We start from the raw sequence: 20,698 nt of genomic DNA on the forward strand, positions 1-20,698 counted from the left end.
GACTTTTCCCAGTATCAAACGGACGCTTGTTCGTCCAACCTGACCTTGCCGGCAGCGCTTCAGCGGTGCCGGAAGTCACGATAGGCGCCCGACATGGACGCGAACATGATCCGTCGAAGTCCGACGGAGGTTGGCGAGAAAGATGAACTCATTCGCGCGAAAGATCTGCCTGCTCGGCGACTTCTCGGTCGGAAAAACGAGTGCGGTGGCCCGCTACGTTCGCAGCACGTTCTCCGAGTCCTATCTGACCACGGTCGGCGTCAAGGTCGACACGAAGGTGGTTGACCTTGTCGCCCGCCCGAGCATGCGACTGGTGCTTTGGGATATTGCCGGCTCCAGCAAGCTCGGTCAGAGCAGGCTCAACTACGTGGCTGGTGCGCACGGCTTCGTGCTGGTTGCCGATGGCACGCGTCGCGACACCGTGAGCAGTGCCCTGGACCTATGGCAACAGGCCGCCGAGGCCCTGAATGCTGATGTCCCCGCCGTGCTGCTCGTCAACAAGGTCGACCTGGCCGACGAGTGGGATATCTCGCCCGAGCTGATCGAATCGCTCAGTCACAACCTGGCGGTGTTCTGCACGAGCGCAAAGACGGGCGAGTCCATCGAGCTGGCGTTTGCCGAGATTGCTGGAGCGGTCAGCTTATGACCGATCCCGTCTTCTCCAAGGATATGCAGGACCTGGTCGCCACTCTGGTTCGCCAGCGGGCCCCTGTGATCGTCACCTTTGGCGAGTTGGGCGAGGTGATGGATACCTCCGGCGATCTGGCGTACTACGCCGACTGCAAGGACACGCTCGTTGAGATGCTGAGCGATCTGCTTGTCGGTTGGCAGGAGCCTGTCGGTTCGATTGTAGAGGTGCAGATGCCCTCCGGTCGTCATGCCGACATACGCATCGTTCCCGAGGGGGTGATGCGGCATATGGTCTTGTTCGATGCTGCCGGTGAGGCCCTTGAGCTTCGCGAAGTCTTGCAGGCGAGTCACGAGTTGGCGTTGAGAGAACGGCGACGTCGCGTTTCGCTTGAGCGCCAGTATGGCCTGTCCGGGGATCGCCTGGGCGTGCGTGAGGCGGGTGACATGGAGCGGCATCGGCTGGAAGTCGTCGAGACGCTTTCATGGGATTTCCAGGCGCGTCTGGACGAGATCCGAGGCCACGCCCAGGTTCTCGACGACGGTGTTGCCAAACCCAGCGCGCAGGCGCATGCGATCTCCTGCATCAAGCGCGCTTCGATGCACCTGCAGGCGCTTGCCTGGGCGTGTCATTCATCGCTGCAAGGCTCCTGCACGCACGACGCAATTGGCTGGGAGCCGCTTGATGTCAAGCATCTCGTAAAGGAACTGGAGAGCCAGTTCGGCGAAGGTCCGCAGCTTCAGCGTGTTTGCTTCGAAGTCGATTACCGGCTGGGCTCAATTGAGCTGGCTTCGATTGAGCACGCGGCGGTCTACCAGATCCTCGTTGGCCTCATTACAGGTGTCCTGGACGCCACCCGAGGGACGCTGTCGATCAGGGTGTTTCTCGAGCATGACCAACTTGTGGCGGACGTCCTGGTGGATCGCGGTGCGGGGAAGGAAGACTGCGGCCTGCGGGACCTGCCCAAGGACCTGCGGTATCCGGCGACGCATCAATTGGTCAGCGCTCTTGGCGGTCGCTTGGTTTGTTCGCGTGAGCCCGAGTCAGGAGTTCGTCTGGAACTACCGCTCAGCTCTGGCTCCCCCGCCGGGAGCGGCGACGAAAACCACTGGCCACCATTGTCCACGACGATCCTGGTTGCCATTGATGATTCCCGGCTCCGCAAGCGGGTGCTGTCCCAGCTTTCCTGTCTGGGCCTGAACGCGCGCACATGCGGGGAGCTGGAGGAAGTGGAGGATGCCGCTGCTGCTGCGGGTGTCGAGATGATCATCCTGGGGGGCGAGTTCGCCGGCGCGACGGGCATCGGATTGAGCTATCGGCTCCATGCTGCCGGGGTGAAAAGGCGAATGCTGCTGTTGCGACCGGTTGCCGGGCTTGGAGCATCCGCGTGGGTGTTCGATGGCCGCAGGACCATCATCTCGCCAGACGCCGATGCCGACGTGCTCAGGGCAGCCATTGAAGGAGCGCTGCGGATATGAATCAGGAAGCGGCCCCTTCAGGTCTGGCAATCCGGAACGGTACTTTGGTTGACGTAGCCAGCATGGCCGCCTTTGTGGCCGTCATCAATGCGGCCAGCTTCACCGGTGCGGCCCGCCGCCTGGGTACTTCCAAGTCCGTGATAAGCCGCCGCATCAGCGAGATGGAGCTTCATCTCGGGGCCCGGCTCATCGACCGTACCGCGGCGCGCGTCAGCCCCACGGAAGTCGGGGCCGTGTACTTCGTCAAATGCGTACGAATACTCGAGTCCATCGAGGCTGCGAACGATTTCGTCGCCAGCTCCAATGGCGGATTTCGCGGAGTGGTTCGCGTCTCCGTGCCGCGGTTTTTCTGCGCGCGCGTCGTCGCTCCCATGCTGGCCGAATTCGCGGGACGCTACCCGGACTTGAAGGTGGAGATCGACGTTGACGAGCGAGAGTCGAGTCTTCACGACACGGGGTTCGACCTGGCGCTCAGAATCGGCCGCCTGCCTGACTCAAGCATGGTTGCGCGGACAATCAGCTACAGCAGCATGTGGGTGTGCGCGAGCCCATCCTACCTGGAGGCACATGGCACGCCTGAATCGCCAGACGAGCTCGAGCAACGCGACTGCCTGGTGCATTCAAGCGGTGAAATGCAGTCAGGGTGGTGCCTTGACAGCGCAGGACCGCGCATCTTCCGCGTGCGCGAGCGGATCCGCAGTGCCTGCTATTTCCATCTGCTCGAAGCTGCCAAGTCGGGGCTGGGCCTTGCGCTACTGCCAAGCTACGTGGCGTCCGATCTGGTTGCATCGGGCCAGCTGAAGATCGTCCTGGCGCAGTGCGCGCCCCGGCCGAACCCTGTGTCCATCGTCTATCCGCTCAGCCGGAAAGCATCGCAGAAGGTGCAGGCCCTGATCAGCTTCCTGATGGAGCGCATTCCGAACCCTCCGCCCTGGGAGGGAGCAAATCCAGAACGCCCTTCAGGACAGGTCACGGCGTAACGGACAGTGCCATGACCAGAGCCCATTGCTTTCCTGCGTTGCAGTCACGTTGCGGTCCGGTGGGTGTTCGCCATCTGCCAACGTGAGGTTTCCCGGAAACACCCTCGGCAGTTGCCCAATCGCTGCGTAAGCTGTTGATCGAGTGCAACGCTTTAGAGACAAGGCCTGTCGATTACCGTCTCATTGATAAGCAACGGAGTACTGATGTACGCCCGCCTGGAAGCACTGGTCGGTTACGTCAAGCAGGACGAGATCCATCACCTGTTCGCCGATGCGCCCACGCCAGATCGGAGCATGGCCAGTGCGCATGTGGAGTAGGCGTCTTGTCATGAGCTATCTGCGAGTCTGGTGGCTAGCGATGAAGCGAACGGGGAGAGGTCGCTACAAGGAAGGAGTCCCCGTTTCGGTTTGGTTGCTCGTGGGTGTCCTGGGTGTCGCGCTCGCCATCTTTCGCGACGGGCCGCCAGCATTCACGAACATGGAGAGGAGTGGTGGGAGTGAACCTCAAGGAAAGGACACATTCACTCCGATAGAAGCAAGCCCGACCGGTGTCCTTCTTCCCCATGCCTTGCAGCTAGAGGCGGTCGGTGCCAGCAGCATGAAGTACGACTCCTCCACGCAGCGGCGAACCGCCTCCCTGCTCATGGTCGGCCCGTTCCCGTCGGGGCTGCAGGCCGAAGCGCTCAAGGCGCGCATCGCGCTTCTTGCATACGTTTCGAGAATCGAAACCTACCAACAAGATGGTCGGACGCTCTATCGCCTGCGGTTGGGGCCATACGCCACGACGACCGAGCTTGACGACGTCAAGAGGCGCCTCGCAGAGGACGGAATCGAAAGCCTCGCTGTCGCCGGACAATAGGCACTACCCTCGGTCCCGTACCCAGGTGAGCAGTTCATCCAGCGGCATGGGCCTTGCGTAGAGGAAGCCTTGGCCCAGGTGGCAACCCAGCTGGTGCGCCAGCTCATGCTCCTTTTGGATCTCGACTCCTTCAGCCACGATGGTCTGGTTCAGGCCCAGGCCCAGTTCGATCGCCGAGCGCAGGAACAGGCGACCTTCCTCGCTCCGGACGCCGGCGGCCACGAAGCTGCGGTCGATCTTCAGCTCGGAACTGGGAAGCTGTGCCAGCATCTGCATCGTCGAAGCGCCCGTGCCGTAGTCGTCGATCGATACGCTGAATCCGGAGAGTCTCAGACGGATCAGCGCCTCGAGGACGCGGGGCAGATCCTCCACCATGTGGGTTTCCGTGACCTCGAAGGTGTAGTCGCGGAACAAGCCGCCCTCCGCGGCGAGCGCGGCTTTCATCCGGTCCACCATCTCGACTTCGTACAGACTCCGCATCGAAAGATTGACCGCGCAGTTCGTGCGCACCCCACTGTGTTCCATGGCGGCATGATCGATCGCTACCTGGTCAAGGATTGCCAGGGTGAGTTCGTTGATGACGCCGCTCTTCTCGGCGGCTGTCACGACATCCCGCGGGGAAATGCTGCCGATCTGCGCGTCCTCCCAGCGCAGCAAGCACTCGACCCCGTACAGGGCGCCGGTTGCCAGTTCGACCTTCGGTTGGTACGCCAGGTGCATGGCGCCGGTCTTCAGCCCGGACATCAACTGTCGTGCTTCCATCGAGATGGTGACTTCGTGGTCCTCTTGCGGGACCGGCTGAGGCCGGTACTGGCGCAGGAGGTCAAGCAGCGCGTCGGACGAGATGGGCTTGCTCAGTACGCCGAGTACGGGGAGTCCGATGGCCTCGGCAAAACGACGGGTCGCATCCAGTACGCGTACGTCCTCGCCGCTGACAAGAATGATGGAGGGCCGCACACCAAGGGAGGCGACAGCCTGCAGGAGCTGCACGCCGTCCATGGTCGGCATGTTGAGGTCGCACACCAGGAGATCCGGTGGCGTCGGGCCGATCTTGCTCAGGGCGTCGTCGCCGCTGGTGGCTACGTCGATTTCGTTGAGGCCGGCATCTCTCAGGAGCGCGCAAAGGAGCTCCACGAAGAACGGATCGTCATCGATGACGATCGTTCTCAATCGCTTGTGGCACCCGACTCCGTTCACATCGAGGTCCCTCTGCATCGAGGCCACCGGCAGCAGGGAGCAGGGCGGGGGCGACCTTGCAGCTTCATTATGCGCGCCGATCGCGTGACGGCCGGCGAAAGATTTCGGTGGTTCCTGCCCGTGAGGCGCCGCAATGGCGTGCACGCCGGGCGTCATGCAATGCCGAACATGATGTTTCATGCCGGGGACGCCCTGGCCGGTTGATCGTTGACGCACATGAGGGCGGTGCGGGCCGCTGGTCGCAACATGCCCCCACACGGGTGCCAAGGATGGGATCCCAAATGGGATCCCGATCGGGCTGCGTCGCATGGACATGGGGGGGGCCGACCTCAGCCTTCACGGCATCACCTGTTGGCAGTAGCCCACGTTCCCGGTCGCTCCTGGCTGCAGCCCCGCGACGGGGCCAGCGGCGTCAGCAACGGTCCATTCGACGGCACCGCTGGTGGCATTGACTGCCGGCGCGGAGGTGACCGTGCAGCCTGATAGCCCCGTTACCGGCGTGTCCAGGCATAGCGCCGACTTGAACTGCGTGTAGGCAGGGACAGTGTCGTGGACCTTCACCTGCGTCACGGGGGCAGGCGTGTCGTTGCGATAGATGATGCGGTATTCGAGCAGCTGCCCAGGAAGCGCCGTGTTTGACGTCGTCCACACCGTGGCGTCCAGCTGGGAGGCCGCCGCGGTCGCCGGACACACCGTGACCTTCCGCACCTGCTTGATCAGGGTCAATCCCGCCTTGCCTACCGTGGTCGTGTCGGTGCGCGTGTGCGGAACGATGAGCGTGATCAGTGTCAGGGCTTCGCTTGCCGTCACGGTGGTCACGTTGGACATGCCATCGGTCGCGCCTGCCGGGCTGGTCACCCGATTGAGCAGGCACACGGTCTGTCCTGCGGTCACCGCAACCGGACTGGTCACTGGCGAATCGCCCGCATCGAGCAGTGCATCGCAGTTGGCATCGCGATAGAGCAAGCTCGCCCAGCCCGGCACGGCGGGGGTGGGCGCGTCGGAGGTGGAGAAGGCCACTTGCGCCGAGGTTCCAGCCACAAAGGTGTGCGCATAGGTGACGTTGCCGCCGTCCGGAACCTGTTGCGCGCCATCGGTCGTCAGTCGGCTTTGCGTGACTTCGCCCAGGATGATGCTCGAGTAGTTCGTGTTCGCCGCCAGGGTGAAGGCGAGCGTGTCCGTCGTTCGGGTGTAGACACCACCGGCCGCATTGCCGATGTTGGCACTCACGGGGAGGAAACCTGCCGTGGGCGTCTTGACCAGGCACACCGGGCCCGCCGGCACCCCCGATAGACTGAGCGAGAAGGTGCCGCCTGCATCCGTGGTTGCGGTGCTGTAAGTGGTGGGGCCGCAGTTGGTGAGGCTGAGGGTGACGCTTCCCCGGCCGGTCTCTGCGCCGTTCTGGATCGCGTCGTGCGCTGTGCCGCCGCCCGCGCCGTCGTCCAGGATGACCAGGCCGGAAAGCGAGAAGCCCGCTTGCGTGTTGGTGACCGTGCAACGCAGGTCCGCGCCCAGCTTCGCGTTCTCGGCAGCGATCCTGATCGTGTTGCCATTCACGATCTGCGGCGTGAGCGTGCCGGTCGGGTTGCCGGAGCCGGCCGCATTCGCGTCAGTGCAGGTCACTGCGCTCAGCACCCAACCTGCGGGCAAGGTCTCCTTGATGTCGGTAAGCACGTTGGCAGCGGCAAGGGTGACCTGCGTCCCTGCCACGGGCGTGTTCGGGGCCGTCGTCGTGAGCGAATAGCTGCTGTTGGTCGGGAAGCCGTTCGCGTTCGCGGCCTCACCGTTGAAGACGAACGTACCGACAGCCCCGATGGAGAGTTTGGTGAGCGTGATGCGCGGGAACTGCAGCGTGACCACGGTGTTGGCGGAGAACTCCGACGTATTGCCGACGGTCGTCGCGCCGTCCTCTCGGATGGCGATGGCCGTGATCGAATTGCCGATCGCGAGCGAACCGGAGACCGTGAACGAGCCATTGGTGACGGCGCCGCCGGTCTGGCCCGTCAGCGCGCCGAGATAGGTCTCGCCTTCGCCGGCCTGCAGGGTGTCGGCGCCAACGTCACCCGCGTTGCCCGCGGCCACCTTGTAGAACTCGATCCGGTACGTGCCTGCGTTGCAGTAGTTGCCGGAGACCGTCAGCGTCGTTCCGGCTAGCGTGGCACTGGTGATCCGCGGCCGCGGGAGGCCGCCATTGTGCAGGCCGGAGGAGGGACAGTTGCCGCCCGTGGCGGTGGTGGTGGTTACGCCATTCCAGTTCAGGTCGATGGCGTTGCCGCCATTGGCGGAGAAACTGTTCTGAGTGACCTGGACCTGCTGACCGGTCGCGCCCGAGGCGGCCAGGAGGAAGACAGCTGCGGTACCGCCGCCCGTAAATTGGTTGCCTCGGACCAGAAGCCCCGTGGCATCGCGGGAGGTGAGGCCATTACCAATAGAGCCGCCAATGAAATTGCCGATCACCCGGTTGTTGCTTCCGGAGTAGGGCATGACGCCAGCATTCCGTCCCTGAACATGGTTATTGATGAACGTGATGTTGCTCGCGCTCAACGATGGCCCCAGGGCAGCAGCCGAGCCCCAGCCCGCCGCGGTGGTGCCGCTTACCGAGAAGAAGTTGGAGGACACCGTGTAGCTGCTCCCTGAAGCCAGGGCCAGTCCGCAGAAGTTCACGTTGCCGGCGATGCTGCCCAACACATTGCGTTGAATCGTGCCCGTGCTGTTCGTGAGGCCGGGGCAGATGTTCACGCCCGTAAAGCCCACACGAATTGCAGTGCCGCTGCTGCCGGTGTCGGTCGGTGGGGCGCTGCTGCCGTCCGGTGCCACGCCCAGGGCGCTGTCTTCCACCAGCAGGTTGCTCACGTTGCTGGTGGTAACCAATACCGACTCCGTGCCCCGTGTGACCGACACCCTGCGAATGCTGGTGTTGGCGGCCTGCACATGAAGGACAGGCACCGTCGTCATCGCTCCGGTCGCGTTGCGCTCCCACTGCAATTCCGGCCTCGCCACGGGGGAGATCGTTGCCTGGTCCGAGCCGACGCCGACCGTCTGCGCAGACGTCAAGTTGCCGGCGTTGGTGTCCAGCACCGTGCTGCCGTCGACCCTGGAGTAGGCCATGCCGTCGATCGTGGTCCCGTTACCGTTGCCCAAGGTCAGCGCGGGCAGGTTCGAGGCCAGGGCGACGCGCCACCAGGTGCCGCCGCCGCCCACCGCGTTGGTGGCTATCGCCGGAACAAAACGCAGCGCGTTGGCGCCTGCGATGGCGTTGGCGTTGACGACGAACTGCCGCGCCGAGCCTTGACCGGCGTCGTTGACGTTGCTGAGGACGTTGAACGAGAAGCCGAAGTCGGCCGATGTGACACTGCTATCCAACACGTTGATGCGGACGACATGTTCCTTGGTGTTGATCGTCGTGGTACCGCTGTCGGCAACGCTGCCGCGGCGTCCGCCGTAGCAGGCGCCGGTGGCGGAGTTGTCGACGGGCGTGTTCGTGATGGTCGTGGCGCCTTGGTCGGTATAAGTGGGCGGCGTGCCCATGACGCAGAGCGAACCGTAGTCCGTGCCCGCGGTGCCGCCGTTGCCGGTACCGGCCGAGGCATAGGTCTGCTCGCCGAGCACGCCTGCGGTGCCGATCGCATCCGTGATCGGCGCGTCGACCGCGACGTAGTAGACGCCGTTCACCACGCTCCCGAACGAGTACGTGCCGTCCGCAGCCGTGGTTGCGGTTTGCAGCTGCGTGCCGGCGCTGTTGAACAGCCGCACGGTCCGACCCGCGAGGGCGGGGTTGCCCGCGTTGGCAACCGCGCCGTCGGCCAGCAGATCGCCCACGCTGTCCTGGAACACCGTGCCGCTGACCGTGGCACCCAGCAATGCATTGGCGGAGAACTCCGAGGTATTGCCTGCCGTCGCGGCCCCATCCTCGCGGATGGCAATGGCCGTGATCGAGTCGCCGTTCGCCAGCGTGCTGGCGGGGATCGTGATCGCGCTGTTCGTGAAGGCGCCACCGGTCTGGCCCGTCAGCGCGCCGAGATAGATCTGGCCCTCGCCGGCCTGGAGGGTATCGGCGCCGACGTCACCCGCGTTGCCCGCGGCCACTTTGTAGAACTCGAGTCGGTAGGTGCCGGTGTTGCAGTAGTTGCCGGAGGCTGTGAGTGTCGTTCCGGCCAGCGAGGAGCTCGTGATCCGTGGCCGCGGGAGACCGCCATTCGCCAGGCCGGAGGAGGGGCAGTTGCCGCCGGTGGCGGTTGTGGTGGTCACGCCATTGTTGTTCAGGTCGATGGCGTTGGCAGCGTTGGCGAAAAAGCTGTTCTGCGTGATCTGAACCCGCAGCCCGCCGCCGGCGTTAGCTTGCCGGACCTGTACGCCCGCGCCCGCGTTGGGAGGGGCGGCTCCCGAATTCATGTTCGCAAGGACATTGCCACGGATCAGAAGTCCGGTGGCGTCTGTTGCCATGACGGCGGCAAGCAGGTCGCCACCCGCGGCCGTGTTGACCGTATTGCCAACGATCACGTTGTTGCTGCCGCAACTAGCGAAGGCGAGAGCCCGGGTCTCTGCCATGTTGTTGAGGAGAGTCGAGTTGCTTACGCACGTAGCCGGGGCAGAAAGATTACTCCCCCATAGCACCAAGGCCTGACCTTTTGTTCCCGTCGGATGGCCGGTGATGATGCGTGCGATGTTGGAGGAGATCGTATAGGCCACCCCGTTGCCGCAAAGACGAATGCTGGGTCCCGGCGAAGCGATCACGTTGCTGCGGATCGTGCCCGTGCTGCTGAGCGCGCTACAGTTTCCGGAATTCGTGTTTGTCACGCTCACATTGTTGCCGCTATCGGATCCACCATTCCAGGTGGACGGCCACGCCTGAGCGCCATTGGGCGTAAGGCCCAGCGCGTTGTTCTCCAGAAGTAGATTGGTGACGCCGTTGCTATTGACCAGGACGCTCTCACTGCCAAACGTAATGGAAACGTTGCGCACCGCCACGTCGGCCGCCTGGACATGAATCACTGGGAGTGCCCAACCGAACCCCGCGTTTGACACTACGGCCCGATCGATTTGCAGTTCGGGCCGGGCTATGGCCGGAATCGTGGCTTGGTCCGTGAGGTAGCCGACGCTCGTGGCGGGTTGCAGGTCGCCCGAATTGGTATCGAGCACCGTGCTGCCATCGGCCTTGCTGTAGGCCACGCCTTCGATCCGGGTGCCTGCGCCGTTGCCGGCCGTGATCGCCGGGAGGTTGGACGCCAGGGCTACTCGCCACCACGTGGCAGCGCCCGCATTCGGCATCACTGTCGGCACGAAGCGCATGACGTTGGCGCCCGCGATGGCATTGCCATTGATCATGAATTGCCGCAGCGCGCCCTGGCCGGCATCGTTGATGCTGGTGACGACGTTGAACGAGAAGCCGAAATCGACTGAGGTGACGCTGCTATCCAACACGTTGATGCGGACGACGTGTTCCTTGGTATTGATCGTCGTGGTGCCGCTGTCGGCAACGCTGCCGCGGCGTCCGCCATAGCAGGCACCATTGGCCGAGTTGTTGACCGGCGTGTTGGTCGTGGTGGTGGCGCCCTGATCGGTGTACGTTGGCGGTGTGCCCATGACGCAGAGCGAACCGTAGTTGGTGCCCGCCGTGCCGCCGTTGCCGGTACCGGCAACGGCGTAGGTCTGCTCGCCGAGTACGCCTGCCGTACCGCCCGCGTCCACGATCGGCGCGTCGACCGCGACGTAATAGACACCGTTCACCACGCCGTTGAAGGCGTACGTGCCGTCGGCGGCGGTGGTCGCGGTTTGCAGTTCCGTGCCCGCGCTGTTGAACAGACGCACGGTTCGCGCCGCGATCGCAGGATTGCCCGCGCTGCCCACCGCGCCGTCGGCCAGCAGATCGCCCACCGTGTCCTGGAACACCGTGCCGCTGACTGCCACACCCACTAATGCGTTGGCGGAGAACTCGGACGAGTTGCCCGCCGTCGTCGCCCCGTCCTCGCGAATCGCGACCGCCGTGATCGAATCGCCGATCGCGAGCGTAGCGGCGGGAATCGTGACCGCGCTGTTGGTGAAGGTGCCACCGGTTTGGCCCGTCAGCGCGCCGAGATAGAACTGGCCTTCGCCGGCCTGCAGGGTGTCGGCGCCGATGTCGCCCGCGCTGCCCGCTGCCACCTTGAAGAACTCGATCCGGTACGTGCCTGTATTGCAGTAGTTGCCAGAGACGGTCAGCGTGGTCCCCGACAGCTGGTTGCTCGTGATTCGTGGCCGCGGGATACCGCCGTTCGTCACGCCGGAGGAGGGACAGTTGCCGCCCGTGGCCGTGACCGTGGTGACGCCATTGCCGTTCAGGTCGATGCCGTTGGCAGGGTTGTTCGCGAAGCTGTTCTGGGTGATCTCAACTTGCTGCCCGACCGCGGCGTTACGGACCAGCACCGGGGATCCGAAGCTGTAGTTGGTAACGACGTTGCCACGGACCAGAAGTCTCGTCGCTGTATTCGCATCGATGCTGGACCCATTTCCCGAGATGGCCGTGTTGCCGATCACCTGGCTGTTGCTGCCGCACATCGCCGTGACCAGGCGCATGCTGGCCGTGTGATTGTTGACCAGGGTGTTGTTGCTGCTGCAAGTCGTTGGAAGCGCACTGAGCGAGCCCCAGAACGCCAATCCGATGCCGGTGGTGCCGAGGGGGTGGCCAACAGCGGCAAGGGAAAAATTGAAATTGATCGCGTATGAAGTAGCGTTGCCGCATAAGCGCACGTTAGCGTTAGCAGACATCAGGACGTTATGACGGACCGTCCCCGCACTGCCCACCGCAGTGCAGTTGGCCGCTGACGTGACAATAATGTTGGCGCCGGCATCGCTGCCACCGTTCCAGGTGGACGGCATCGCAGGGGCCAGGGCAGGCGTCACGCCGAGCGCGCTGTCTTCGACCAAGAGCCCGGTCACGCCGGTGGTGTTCACCAGGATCGACTCGGTGCCGAAGGTGATGGAGACGCTGCGCACCGCCACGTTCGCCGCCTGCACGTGGATCACGGGCATGACGAAGGACGCGGTCGACGTCGCGGCCCGATCGATCTGCAGTTCGGGCCGGGCCAGGGCAGGAATTGTGGCCTGGTCCGCGAGGTAGCCGACGACCGTGGCGGGCCGCAAGTCGCCCGCATTGGTGTCGAGCACCGTACTGCCATCGACCTTGCTGTAGGCCGTGCCCTCGATCCGGGTGCCGTCGCCGTTGCCCGCGGCAATGGGCGCCAGGTTGGAGGCCAAGGCGATGCGCCACCAGCTGCCGCCGCTGGTCGCGTTGGTGGCCACCGCCGGCACGAAGCGCATGACGTTGGCGCCCGCGATCGCGTTGGCGTTGGTCAGGAACTGCCGCAGCGAGCCTTGGCCGGCGTCGTTGACGTTGGTGAGGACGTTGAAGGAGAAGCCGAAATCAACGATCGCAACATCGTTATTGCTTGCGACGTTGATGCGGGTCACGTGCTCCTTGGTGTTGAGCACGGCGGACCCACTGTCGGCCACGCTGCCGCGGCGGCCGCCGTAGCAAGCGCTGGTGGCGGAGTTATTGACGGGCGTATTGGTGGTGGTCGTGCCCCCCTGATCGGTATAGGTGGGTGGGGTGCCCATGACGCAGAGGGGGCCGTAGTTCGTACCGATCGCGCCGCCGTTGCCGGTGCCGGCCCCGGCGAACGTCTGCTCGGAGAGGACGCCTACCGTACCGCCCGCAGTCACCGTCGGGGCATCCGCGGCAACGTAATAGACGCCATCTGCCACGGCGAGGAACGAATAGCTGCCACCGGCCACTGTGGTGGTGGTTTGCGCCAGCGTGCCCGCACTGTTGTACAGCCGCACCGTCTGCCCAACGATGCCAGGGCCGCCGCCCAGCAGGTCGCCATCCGTGTCTTCGAACACCGTGCCGGAGACGGTGGCCGCGTGCGCGGTGCCGCAAGAGGCCAGAAGGATCAGCAAAGCAAGGCACGGCAAGACTTGCGGCCAACGGCGCGCATAGGTGCTGGCCGGGGTCCAGGAAAGCAAACGTAGCAGCGTCTTGATCACGGCAGCAGGCCCCCTGCGGTTGGCGACGCTCCCTTCTGGGCGTGGGGCGCTATCAGGATCTCGACGCGGCGGTCGGCTGCGAGGCAGGCGATGTTCTCGGGGGTAAGGGCATCGGTGCAGCCTTTGGAGACCGGCCTGTCAGCTCCCCGCGCCGTGATTCGCACGCGGTCCTGCTCGACGCCCAGCTCGATGAGGATGGCCCTGACCGTTTCCGCGCGGCGTTCGGACAAACGCTGGTTGTAGTCGCTGGTGCCGAATTTGTCGGCGTGGCCGACGGTGAGCAAGAGCAGGCTCGGCGCCGCCTGCTCCCGCCACTGGGCGGCGACGCGGGCCAGTTCGTCCATCGTTCCAGGCACCAGATCTTCGCGGCCGTAGCCATCGAAGTTGAAATGGGCCACGCCTGCCAGCTCGGATGCCTTCAACACCGCCGATGGCGAAGCGGGCAACGTCACCGGGGCGGGCGGGGGAGAAGGCTCACGCGAAGCCGATGGCACAGCCGCCGGCGGCGTGGCCGGCCGCGCGCGTGCGGCGCCGAACAGGCCCTCGTCGAACTTGTACCGCAGACGGACGTAGGCTCCCTGGTCGAGGTAGTCCTCGCCCGCCAGATCGGGATCGTCCAGTCCAATGAAGTTGTAACCCGCCGACAGCCACAGATTGGTCATGAGCCGGTAGCCGGCTTCCACGCCGAATGACCACTGGCGTGCGCCACCCTTGCCGTACAGGAAGGCGGTTTGCAGGCCCACATCCCAGCGTTCGCCCAGGTCATAGATCGCCCGTCCAGAGACCAGCTGCGCCCAGTAGGTGCTGCGCACGTCGTCCATGCCAAGGACCGAGTACTTGGCGGCGTAGCGGCCGCTGATCTGCAGCCGCGGGTCCGGCTGGACGTTCACGTGTGCGGACAGAATGTGGGAGGCGGTTTCCTCGTCGGTCAGTCCATTGAGGCGCTCGAGCTTGTACTCGTAGCGCGCCAGCGCGTTCCACATGTCCTGGTCGACCGGGCGGTAGGCGATGCCAACCTGCTGGCGCACCAGGAACCGGTCGGTGCCGTCGTCCCGCTTGGCATCCGTGCTGCTCACCGCCAGGCGCGAAAGCAGTGTCCAGTCCGGATCGATCTTCCACGCAACGCCCGCGGTTCCCAGCAGCGAGTCGGCGTCGTCGCCGAACCGCATCTCGAGGCCGCCGCTGGCCTTGAGCCAGTCGAGCGCTGTGTACTCGACTGCGCTGGTGACAGCCGTTGACTCGACGCCTGCTTCGCCGCCCAGGGCCTGGGTGTGCTCCACGCCGAGTTGCAGGCGCAATCCGTTGCCGATCCGGAAAGCGTTGCGCAGACCGAAAGCCGCCTGGGCCGAGCTGCCGTCGAAGGAATCGCGCAGCCGATACTCGCTGTAGGCACGACCACTCTTCGAGTAGGTGCTTTCGATGCCGAAGATGCCGACGTTGTTGTGTTGGTCGTCATTGAGTCCGTACGGCCCGGTGAGGCTGGAAATGAACTCGTACCGGCCGTAGACGCGTAGCTTGTCGTTGATCCGGTAGTCGCCACCGGCCGCGACGACCTGGCGATCGGAATCGTCGAGCGCCTGCTCGGCCTCAAGGAACACGCGCGCCTGGGGAGCAAAGGGGAGTCGCGCGGTCAGGCGCCCACGCAGCGTGAGCAGATCGTTCTCCGACGCCCCATTTGGGTGATTCGACGATGCAGAAGGGGACGACACGGTTCCGTAGTCGAACGATCCGGCAGGCGACGCGGTTTCGCGGCCCGCCCGCACGCCGACCTCGGCCGTGAGGTTCTGGTTGACCCGGTGCTGGACGGTGACGGCAACGCCGCGGCGGGTGTTCGCATCGTCTTCCCCGTCCGAATAGACCACCTCTCCCTTGAGCCGCGTGTCCTTGGTAAGGCTGTACTCGACCCGCGCATTGGCCTCGGTGCGCCCCGGAGCGATGGCCGAGGAGGGGTTGTCGAAGTTGCCGTCGACCTTGGCCACCTGGACCTGCGCCTTGAGCCGTTCGCCCTCGTGGCGCAGTTCCAACCGGGCGCCGAGGCCGTCGCCCTTTTCATCGGTGCGCGTGCCGACGAGCTCAGCGGCGACCGTCGTCCGCTCTCCGAGCCGGGCGATGCCGGTGGCGGCCACCAGCTTGCGCCGGTTGTCCGGGTCTTCGTCGACCGACGCGGCCATGCCGAGCTGGACCCTTTCGCCCACCTTTACCTGGGCATCCACGCCGGCCACCCAGAACGCGGGGCCGCCTCCGTCGACCTCGTAGGTAACGCGGATGGACTGGGGATTGAGGTCGGGGTCGAGCGACGGAACCGGCTGGTTGAACAACAGGCGCTTGGACACCGGCTCGATCGCGTAGTCGGCGAAGCGGGTGAGGGGGGAGATCGACATGATCAGGTTTGGCTGATTGCGATCACGCACCAGGATCTCGACGCGCTCGCCGTTGGCGAACAGGTCGCCGGCGGCCTTGAGGTAGAACGGTCCTGACGTGCCGTTGGCGGGGAATTCCTCGATCTGCTGCTTCAGGCGATCACGCGACGCGTAGGACTCCACGCGGACACGGTCGTTTTCGTAGTGATGCTTGATGCCGGTCAGCGAGCGGTTGACCTGACTGAGCTGGCGAACTTCCGGGCTCGCTGCGGTGGTGAGGTCGCCGTAGAGCAGGAAGGAGCGATCCTTGTCGATCCGCACGTAGGCGCGGTCGGTGGTCTGGGCGTCGAACACACGCGTCGACGCGTCGCCGTACACGGGGTAGTACTCGTCCGGGCGAATGTCGCGGAACAGACGGTCGCGCGAGGTTTTTTCGGAGTCGTAGGCCGCAGTCAGCAGATACTCGCCCTTGATCACGCCCTTGAAGAAGAGGGCGAGACGGGCCGAAGCGCGGCCCTTGCCGTCGGCGAAGTCCTCCGACCAGTTCTCCAGCTCCGCTTCGAACACATCGCGGCTGCCCAGGCCCTGCGCGCGAGTGCCAAAGTCCACGCGGACCTCGGCGATGCCGATGCCAACCATGGGACGAAGTTCGGGCAGGAAGTCGATCTTCGCCTCGCGCTGCACCTCGCCGGCGGCGGCGCGAATGAAGCCGTCGCCGGGTTCATCCGGCGGCATGAGTTCGAACTCGCCCTGGCCGCCCTCGATGAAAGCCTGCAGGCCCGGTTCGTCCGGATTGAGGTCGTTGGTGATCCAGCGCCCTGAGCTGGCTTCCAGGGTGACGGCGGTGCGGGCCGTGACCGGGACGCCGGCGGCATCGGCCAGGCGGATACCGAACCTCAAGGGCACGCCGATACGAACACTCGTCGGCGCGTCGATGTCGATTTTTTCGAACTGGTCGGGCGCGATGACGGTGACGGAACGGCGGTCGCGCACGTTGCCAAACGGGTCGACGGCTTCGAGTTCTAGCAGGTTCCCGCCGGGCTTGAGTTCGATGCCGATGTATTCCCACGCCACCAGGTTGCGCACGGAAAGCGCGGCCTTCTTGCCGACCCGGCGAACGGAGACCTCCTCGCCGTTGACCTTGAGCCGCAGCTCGACGCCGTCGCTGCCTTTGACACGAACGTTGACCTGGCGAGACGGAAGCGTGTCGCGATCTTTCAGTTCCATGAAGGCGAGGGAGTTGTCCACCCCCGCCAGCGCCTGCTCCAGGGGCACTGCTGAAGGAGCGACTGGCCCACCCACTTCAGGTAGCGCACTCATCGGCGCGACGCGGACCTGTGCGGGTGCCACGGCCTGGAATCCGCTCGACGTGGTGGCCTGCCCGGACTGCGACCGCATTCCGGGTGTTTCGATGAGCGGCCGCGGCGCGGGCAGGTTCAGTTGCGGGCTGCCGCTGTCGGTGACCTTGCCACTGGCGGCGAGCGCACGGACGTCGCCGACACGGACCGGTTGGCCATCGGGTGTCAGGCGAACGCGAGCCCGCACGGCCTCGCCTTCGGCATTCGGGCGGGCTTCGAGTTCCGCATGGCGCCTCTTCACCTCCTCGACTACGGCAGCGTCGTCGCAACCGGCGATGGCGAAGTTGGCCTTGTGGAGGTTGCCCTTGCGCAGGTCGACGAAGCGGCTGTCAGCTCTGCCTGCCTGACGGTTGTCGACGAGCTCCAGCTGCGCACCCTCGGGAAGGGTCGTGCCATCGAGCTTCAGCGCATGCGTGATCGGCCGCAGGCCGTACAGGCTCCACTTGCCTTCGGAATCGGTGATGGCGCCGGTGCCGTCCTCGATGAACAGTCGCGCGCCCGGTACGCCAAGCTCGCCCGGATCCTGCACCTGGTTCCGGTTGCAGTCGAGGAACACCTTGCCCACGACGAAGGCCTCGTCGGAGAAGACGCCGCCGGTGAGCCGGACACGCCACGACGCCTCGTTGCTCTGCACTGTCCCCGAGTAGGCGCGCGCGCGATTGATGGCATCGCCCGACGTTGGCGCGCCAACGCCGATTCGCAGGCGGTACTGCACGGTCACCGAGGCGCCAGCGGCCAGCGAATAGTCAGGGTAGTCGAAGGTCAGCGTGCGTCCTTGGCCGCCCTCGGGATCGGGCGCCTTTGCACCGTCGACGCGCGTGGAACCCGGGACGTAGGCAAACCCCAGTGGCAGTTCGTCGACGAATCGCAGGCCGACCGTCGGGTTGCCCGAACCGGTGGTGAGCGTCAGCGTGTAGTGGACGAAGTCGCCCAGTTCCGCCAACTGCTTGTCGCCCACCTTCTGCAGCATCAGGCCGCCACTGCCCGCCGGGTCCAGCGGGAAGTGGTTATGCACCACTTCGCAGATCGCGCCGTTGGCGCCGTCCCGTCCGGCCTCCAGGCGCAGGTAGTGCGTCGTCGGGTCGTTCCCTTGTGGCGCTGCACTGTTTGGCACGACCGCGCTGCACGTGGTGAAGGTGCCGGGCTCGGCCGGAATCAGGGTCGACGGCGCAGCCAGTCCGCTGCCTGCCGGGGGAGCCACTTCCACGCGATAGGTGCAGCGCTCCACGATCGGGGGCGACTTGAAGTAGAACTGATACTCGCCGGAGGCAGGCGTCACCATCGAGACGCTGCCGTCGGAGTGGTAGGTGTAGAGCCCAGACGTCTCGCCGTAATAGATCTGGTCCGCCGTGATGGGTCCTGCCGCGGCACTGGCACAGGACTCGCGGTAGAACCGAACTGTCGCCCCCCGGACCGGCTGGCGAGTCACCGCGTTGTAGACCACGCCTTGCGGGTCGATCAGCAGCAGCTCGACATCGTCAGCCACCGCCATCACCACCGCGTCCGGACCACCGCCGACGGTGTTGCTGACCAGCGAGGCCGCCCAGGCGCGGTTGTCGATCTGCACGCGCGTGCCGATGTCGGCAGGCTTGAGCGTGGCTCGCACGCGGATGGTCATGGTTTCGCTGGCGCCCGGCGCAAGCGACCGCGAGCCGTCCGTGAGCACCAGCGCGATCTGAGTCGGCATGCTCGCGAACGCGTTCGGATCATTGTGCTGCGCACGGTTGCAGGGAGCGCTGCCGGTGAAGCTCGTGGCGGGCGTCAGCAGGCCGTTCTGCGCGGTGGGGCGCCCGACCATTTGCCAGGTTGCGATCGCGCCATCAGCCTGATCCATCAGGAAGGTGCAATCGAGATTGTCGATCAGCCTGACGTTGGGGGCCGCTGCCGTCCCGATGTTGGTGACCGTCAGGCGGTACTCGAACTCCAACTCGCCCGACGCCCCGGTACGCTGCGGTGGAGTCACCGTTTTCTGAAGCGTCAGCACCGGCAGTGTGGTGGACACCGGTGTCGGAGACGTGTTGTCCGAGGGGTCTCCATTGCCGTCGGGATCCGGATCGGTGCCGTTGACCGACGGGTCCGATACCGCGCTCGGCCCAGTGGCGAAGAGCGCGGCCTCGGCCGTGGCGTTGTTGTAGAGCGTGGGCGGGTGCCCCTGGGTGGCGAACCGCACGGCGAAGACGATGGTGATCTCGCCGCCCGCAGGCAGCGTCGCACCCGACTGGAGCAGCCCGGTCTGGCTGCTTGCACCGGTGAAGGCGGCGTTCACGGCCGCGGTGGTGCCGGGCCCCTGCATGTCGGCGATGCGCAGGCTGCCGGCCACGACCGTGTACTGACCGGCGCCCGGCACTTCCTGCGGCGTATGGACGCCGAAGCGCGTCCCACCGCCCTCGAGAGCGTCGGTCACCTGGACGTTGTAGAGCGTGCCGCCGCCGTAGTTCTTTGCGCGCAATGCGAACGTCACCGTGACGGTGCCGTCGGCGAGACCCTTCGCCGAGCGATTGACCATGGGATGGTCCGCGTCCTTCGCGAGCCCGATGCTGGCCGGCGTGGTCTGGATCACTACCGTATTGGACCGGCCGTCCGTGGGGCCGAGGCCGTCGTCGTAGTCGACGTCGGCAGTATTGAGAATCTGGGCCGGGGCCGTCGCCAGCACCCTGACGGAGAACGTCATCGCCACCGAAGCATCGTGCACCAGCGAGAAGGGCAGGCCGATGGCGACCTCGATGGCTGCCGCGTCGTCGCCCGCGGTGCGGAAGCTGTAAGCGGGATCGCCCGGCAGCCGGAACAGGCGCAGCGCGCCCGGCATGGCCGTTCTCAGCGAGCCGGCCACGTACTGCGTGCCTTCCGGGATCGCGTCGCGAATCAGGACGAGGCTGCGCGCGGACCCGTCCACGCGGATCGTGCTCCCATCGGCCGTGGTTTCCGAGGGCGCTGCGTCCTGGTTGCCGATGTTGCTGCCGCTAACGGTGTAATCGACCTGGGTCGAACCCGGTACCACGATGCCGGGATGGCTCGCAGACTTGGTGAGCCAGATGACCGCGGCGTTGCGTACCGTGGTCACGTCGACGTTGTTTGCGAAGCGACCGCTCGCGTTCGCCGTCGCGGTGAGGGTGAAACATGCCTGGCCGCTGGTGACCGAAGTGGGCACGTTGCCCTCCACGATCAGGCTGGCGATCCTGCCCGGCGAGAGGCTGATGGCCGCCGGCGCCCCCAGGGTGATTGCCGGATCGTCGCGGTCGATGCTGCCGTTGCCGTTGAGGTCGAGGTGAACCTTCAGGCCGGAGAGTTCGAAGGTGGTGCCCGGGCAGCCGCTGCCGCCAGGCGAAATCGTAAGGGTGTAGGTGGACGCGATGTTGCCCGTGTTCGTCAGCAGATGGGCAAAGCGTGCGGTGGAGCCGGGCGTCCGTGCGATCGTCTGGTCCTGGGTGAGGAGCAGTGCCTCGACGGCCTGCACGCTGGCATGCACCGTGTTGGAACTGGTGGTCTCCTGCTGCGTGTAGCCGGCAGGAACATAGCTGCCCAAGGCCTGGTTGGAGATGGTGGTTCCCGCCGCCGGTGCGGTGGCTTGCGTGGCCTTGGAGTACGCGAGGCCCAGGCACAGAACACTTGCAAGCCAGGCCACCAGGAAGGCCCGCTTGAACGCCACGAATCGATCTTCGCGCGACGCCATCTTCCTGCTACCTGACGGGTCCTGGAATGCCATCGCAGTCGCTCTTCCGAATGCGTCGACCGGTCTTCTTCTCGTGCTGCCGCGCGAAGGGAAGATCGCGATCGGGGAGGGCTCCTGGGCGGGAAGATTGCGTGGGGCAACCGCCC

The 20,698-nt window shown here is 65.3% G+C and carries 7 protein-coding genes; 4 read left to right on the forward strand and 3 right to left on the reverse strand.

The features are described 5' to 3' along the window. Positions 1 to 142 precede the first annotated feature (142 nt). The 4 genes from EER27_RS05510 (at position 143) to EER27_RS05525 (ending at position 3,945) form a co-directional block, all read left to right on the forward strand. On the forward strand, positions 143 to 646 hold the full coding sequence (locus tag EER27_RS05510; protein ID WP_123087015.1) for a Rab family GTPase: 504 nt from the start codon (positions 143 to 145) through the stop codon (positions 644 to 646). After that, entirely contained in the window at positions 643 to 2,106 is a 1,464-nt protein-coding gene (locus EER27_RS05515; protein ID WP_123087016.1) for a HAMP domain-containing histidine kinase, read from the forward strand. The genes EER27_RS05510 and EER27_RS05515 overlap by 4 nt, the downstream gene beginning before the upstream one ends. After that, positions 2,103 to 3,086 carry a LysR family transcriptional regulator gene (locus EER27_RS05520; RefSeq protein WP_123087017.1) on the forward strand — a complete coding sequence of 328 codons (984 nt, stop codon included), beginning with the start codon at positions 2,103 to 2,105 and terminating at the stop codon, positions 3,084 to 3,086. The genes EER27_RS05515 and EER27_RS05520 overlap by 4 nt, the downstream gene beginning before the upstream one ends. Before the next feature lie 328 nt (positions 3,087 to 3,414). Continuing rightward, positions 3,415 to 3,945 (forward strand): SPOR domain-containing protein, encoded by a 531-nt coding sequence (locus tag EER27_RS05525; protein WP_190285661.1) that lies wholly within the window; start codon positions 3,415 to 3,417, stop codon positions 3,943 to 3,945. Between the two features lie 3 nt (positions 3,946 to 3,948). Here the strand turns inward: EER27_RS05525 and EER27_RS05530 are convergent, their stop codons facing one another. From EER27_RS05530 to EER27_RS05540, 3 genes are all read right to left on the reverse strand, one after another. After that, on the reverse strand, positions 3,949 to 5,322 hold the full coding sequence (locus EER27_RS05530) for an EAL domain-containing response regulator (protein ID WP_190285662.1): 1,374 nt from the start codon (positions 5,320 to 5,322) through the stop codon (positions 3,949 to 3,951). A gap of 156 nt (positions 5,323 to 5,478) precedes the next feature. Continuing rightward, entirely contained in the window at positions 5,479 to 13,164 is a 7,686-nt protein-coding gene (locus tag EER27_RS05535) for a prealbumin-like fold domain-containing protein (protein WP_123087020.1), read from the reverse strand. After that, entirely contained in the window at positions 13,161 to 20,552 is a 7,392-nt protein-coding gene (locus tag EER27_RS05540; protein ID WP_123087021.1) for an OmpA family protein, read from the reverse strand. Before EER27_RS05540 ends, EER27_RS05535 begins: the two co-directional genes overlap by 4 nt. Between the last annotated feature and the right edge of the window lie 146 nt (positions 20,553 to 20,698).

It is taken from the genome of Montanilutibacter psychrotolerans (assembly GCF_003719825.1).
GTDB lineage: Bacteria > Pseudomonadota > Gammaproteobacteria > Xanthomonadales > Xanthomonadaceae > Montanilutibacter > Montanilutibacter psychrotolerans.

Excerpts from the sequence above, each read along its gene's own strand:
- EER27_RS05510 (WP_123087015.1), top strand. The coding sequence starts at position 143 with ATGAACTCATTCGCGCGAAAGATCTGCCTGCTCGGCGACTTCTCGGTC.
- EER27_RS05515 (WP_123087016.1), top strand. The coding sequence starts at position 643 with ATGACCGATCCCGTCTTCTCCAAGGATATGCAGGACCTGGTCGCCACT.
- EER27_RS05520 (WP_123087017.1), top strand. The coding sequence starts at position 2,103 with ATGAATCAGGAAGCGGCCCCTTCAGGTCTGGCAATCCGGAACGGTACT.
- EER27_RS05525 (WP_190285661.1), top strand. The coding sequence starts at position 3,415 with ATGAGCTATCTGCGAGTCTGGTGGCTAGCGATGAAGCGAACGGGGAGA.
- EER27_RS05530 (WP_190285662.1), bottom strand. The coding sequence starts at position 5,322 with ATGAAACATCATGTTCGGCATTGCATGACGCCCGGCGTGCACGCCATT.
- EER27_RS05540 (WP_123087021.1), bottom strand. The coding sequence starts at position 20,552 with ATGGCGTCGCGCGAAGATCGATTCGTGGCGTTCAAGCGGGCCTTCCTG.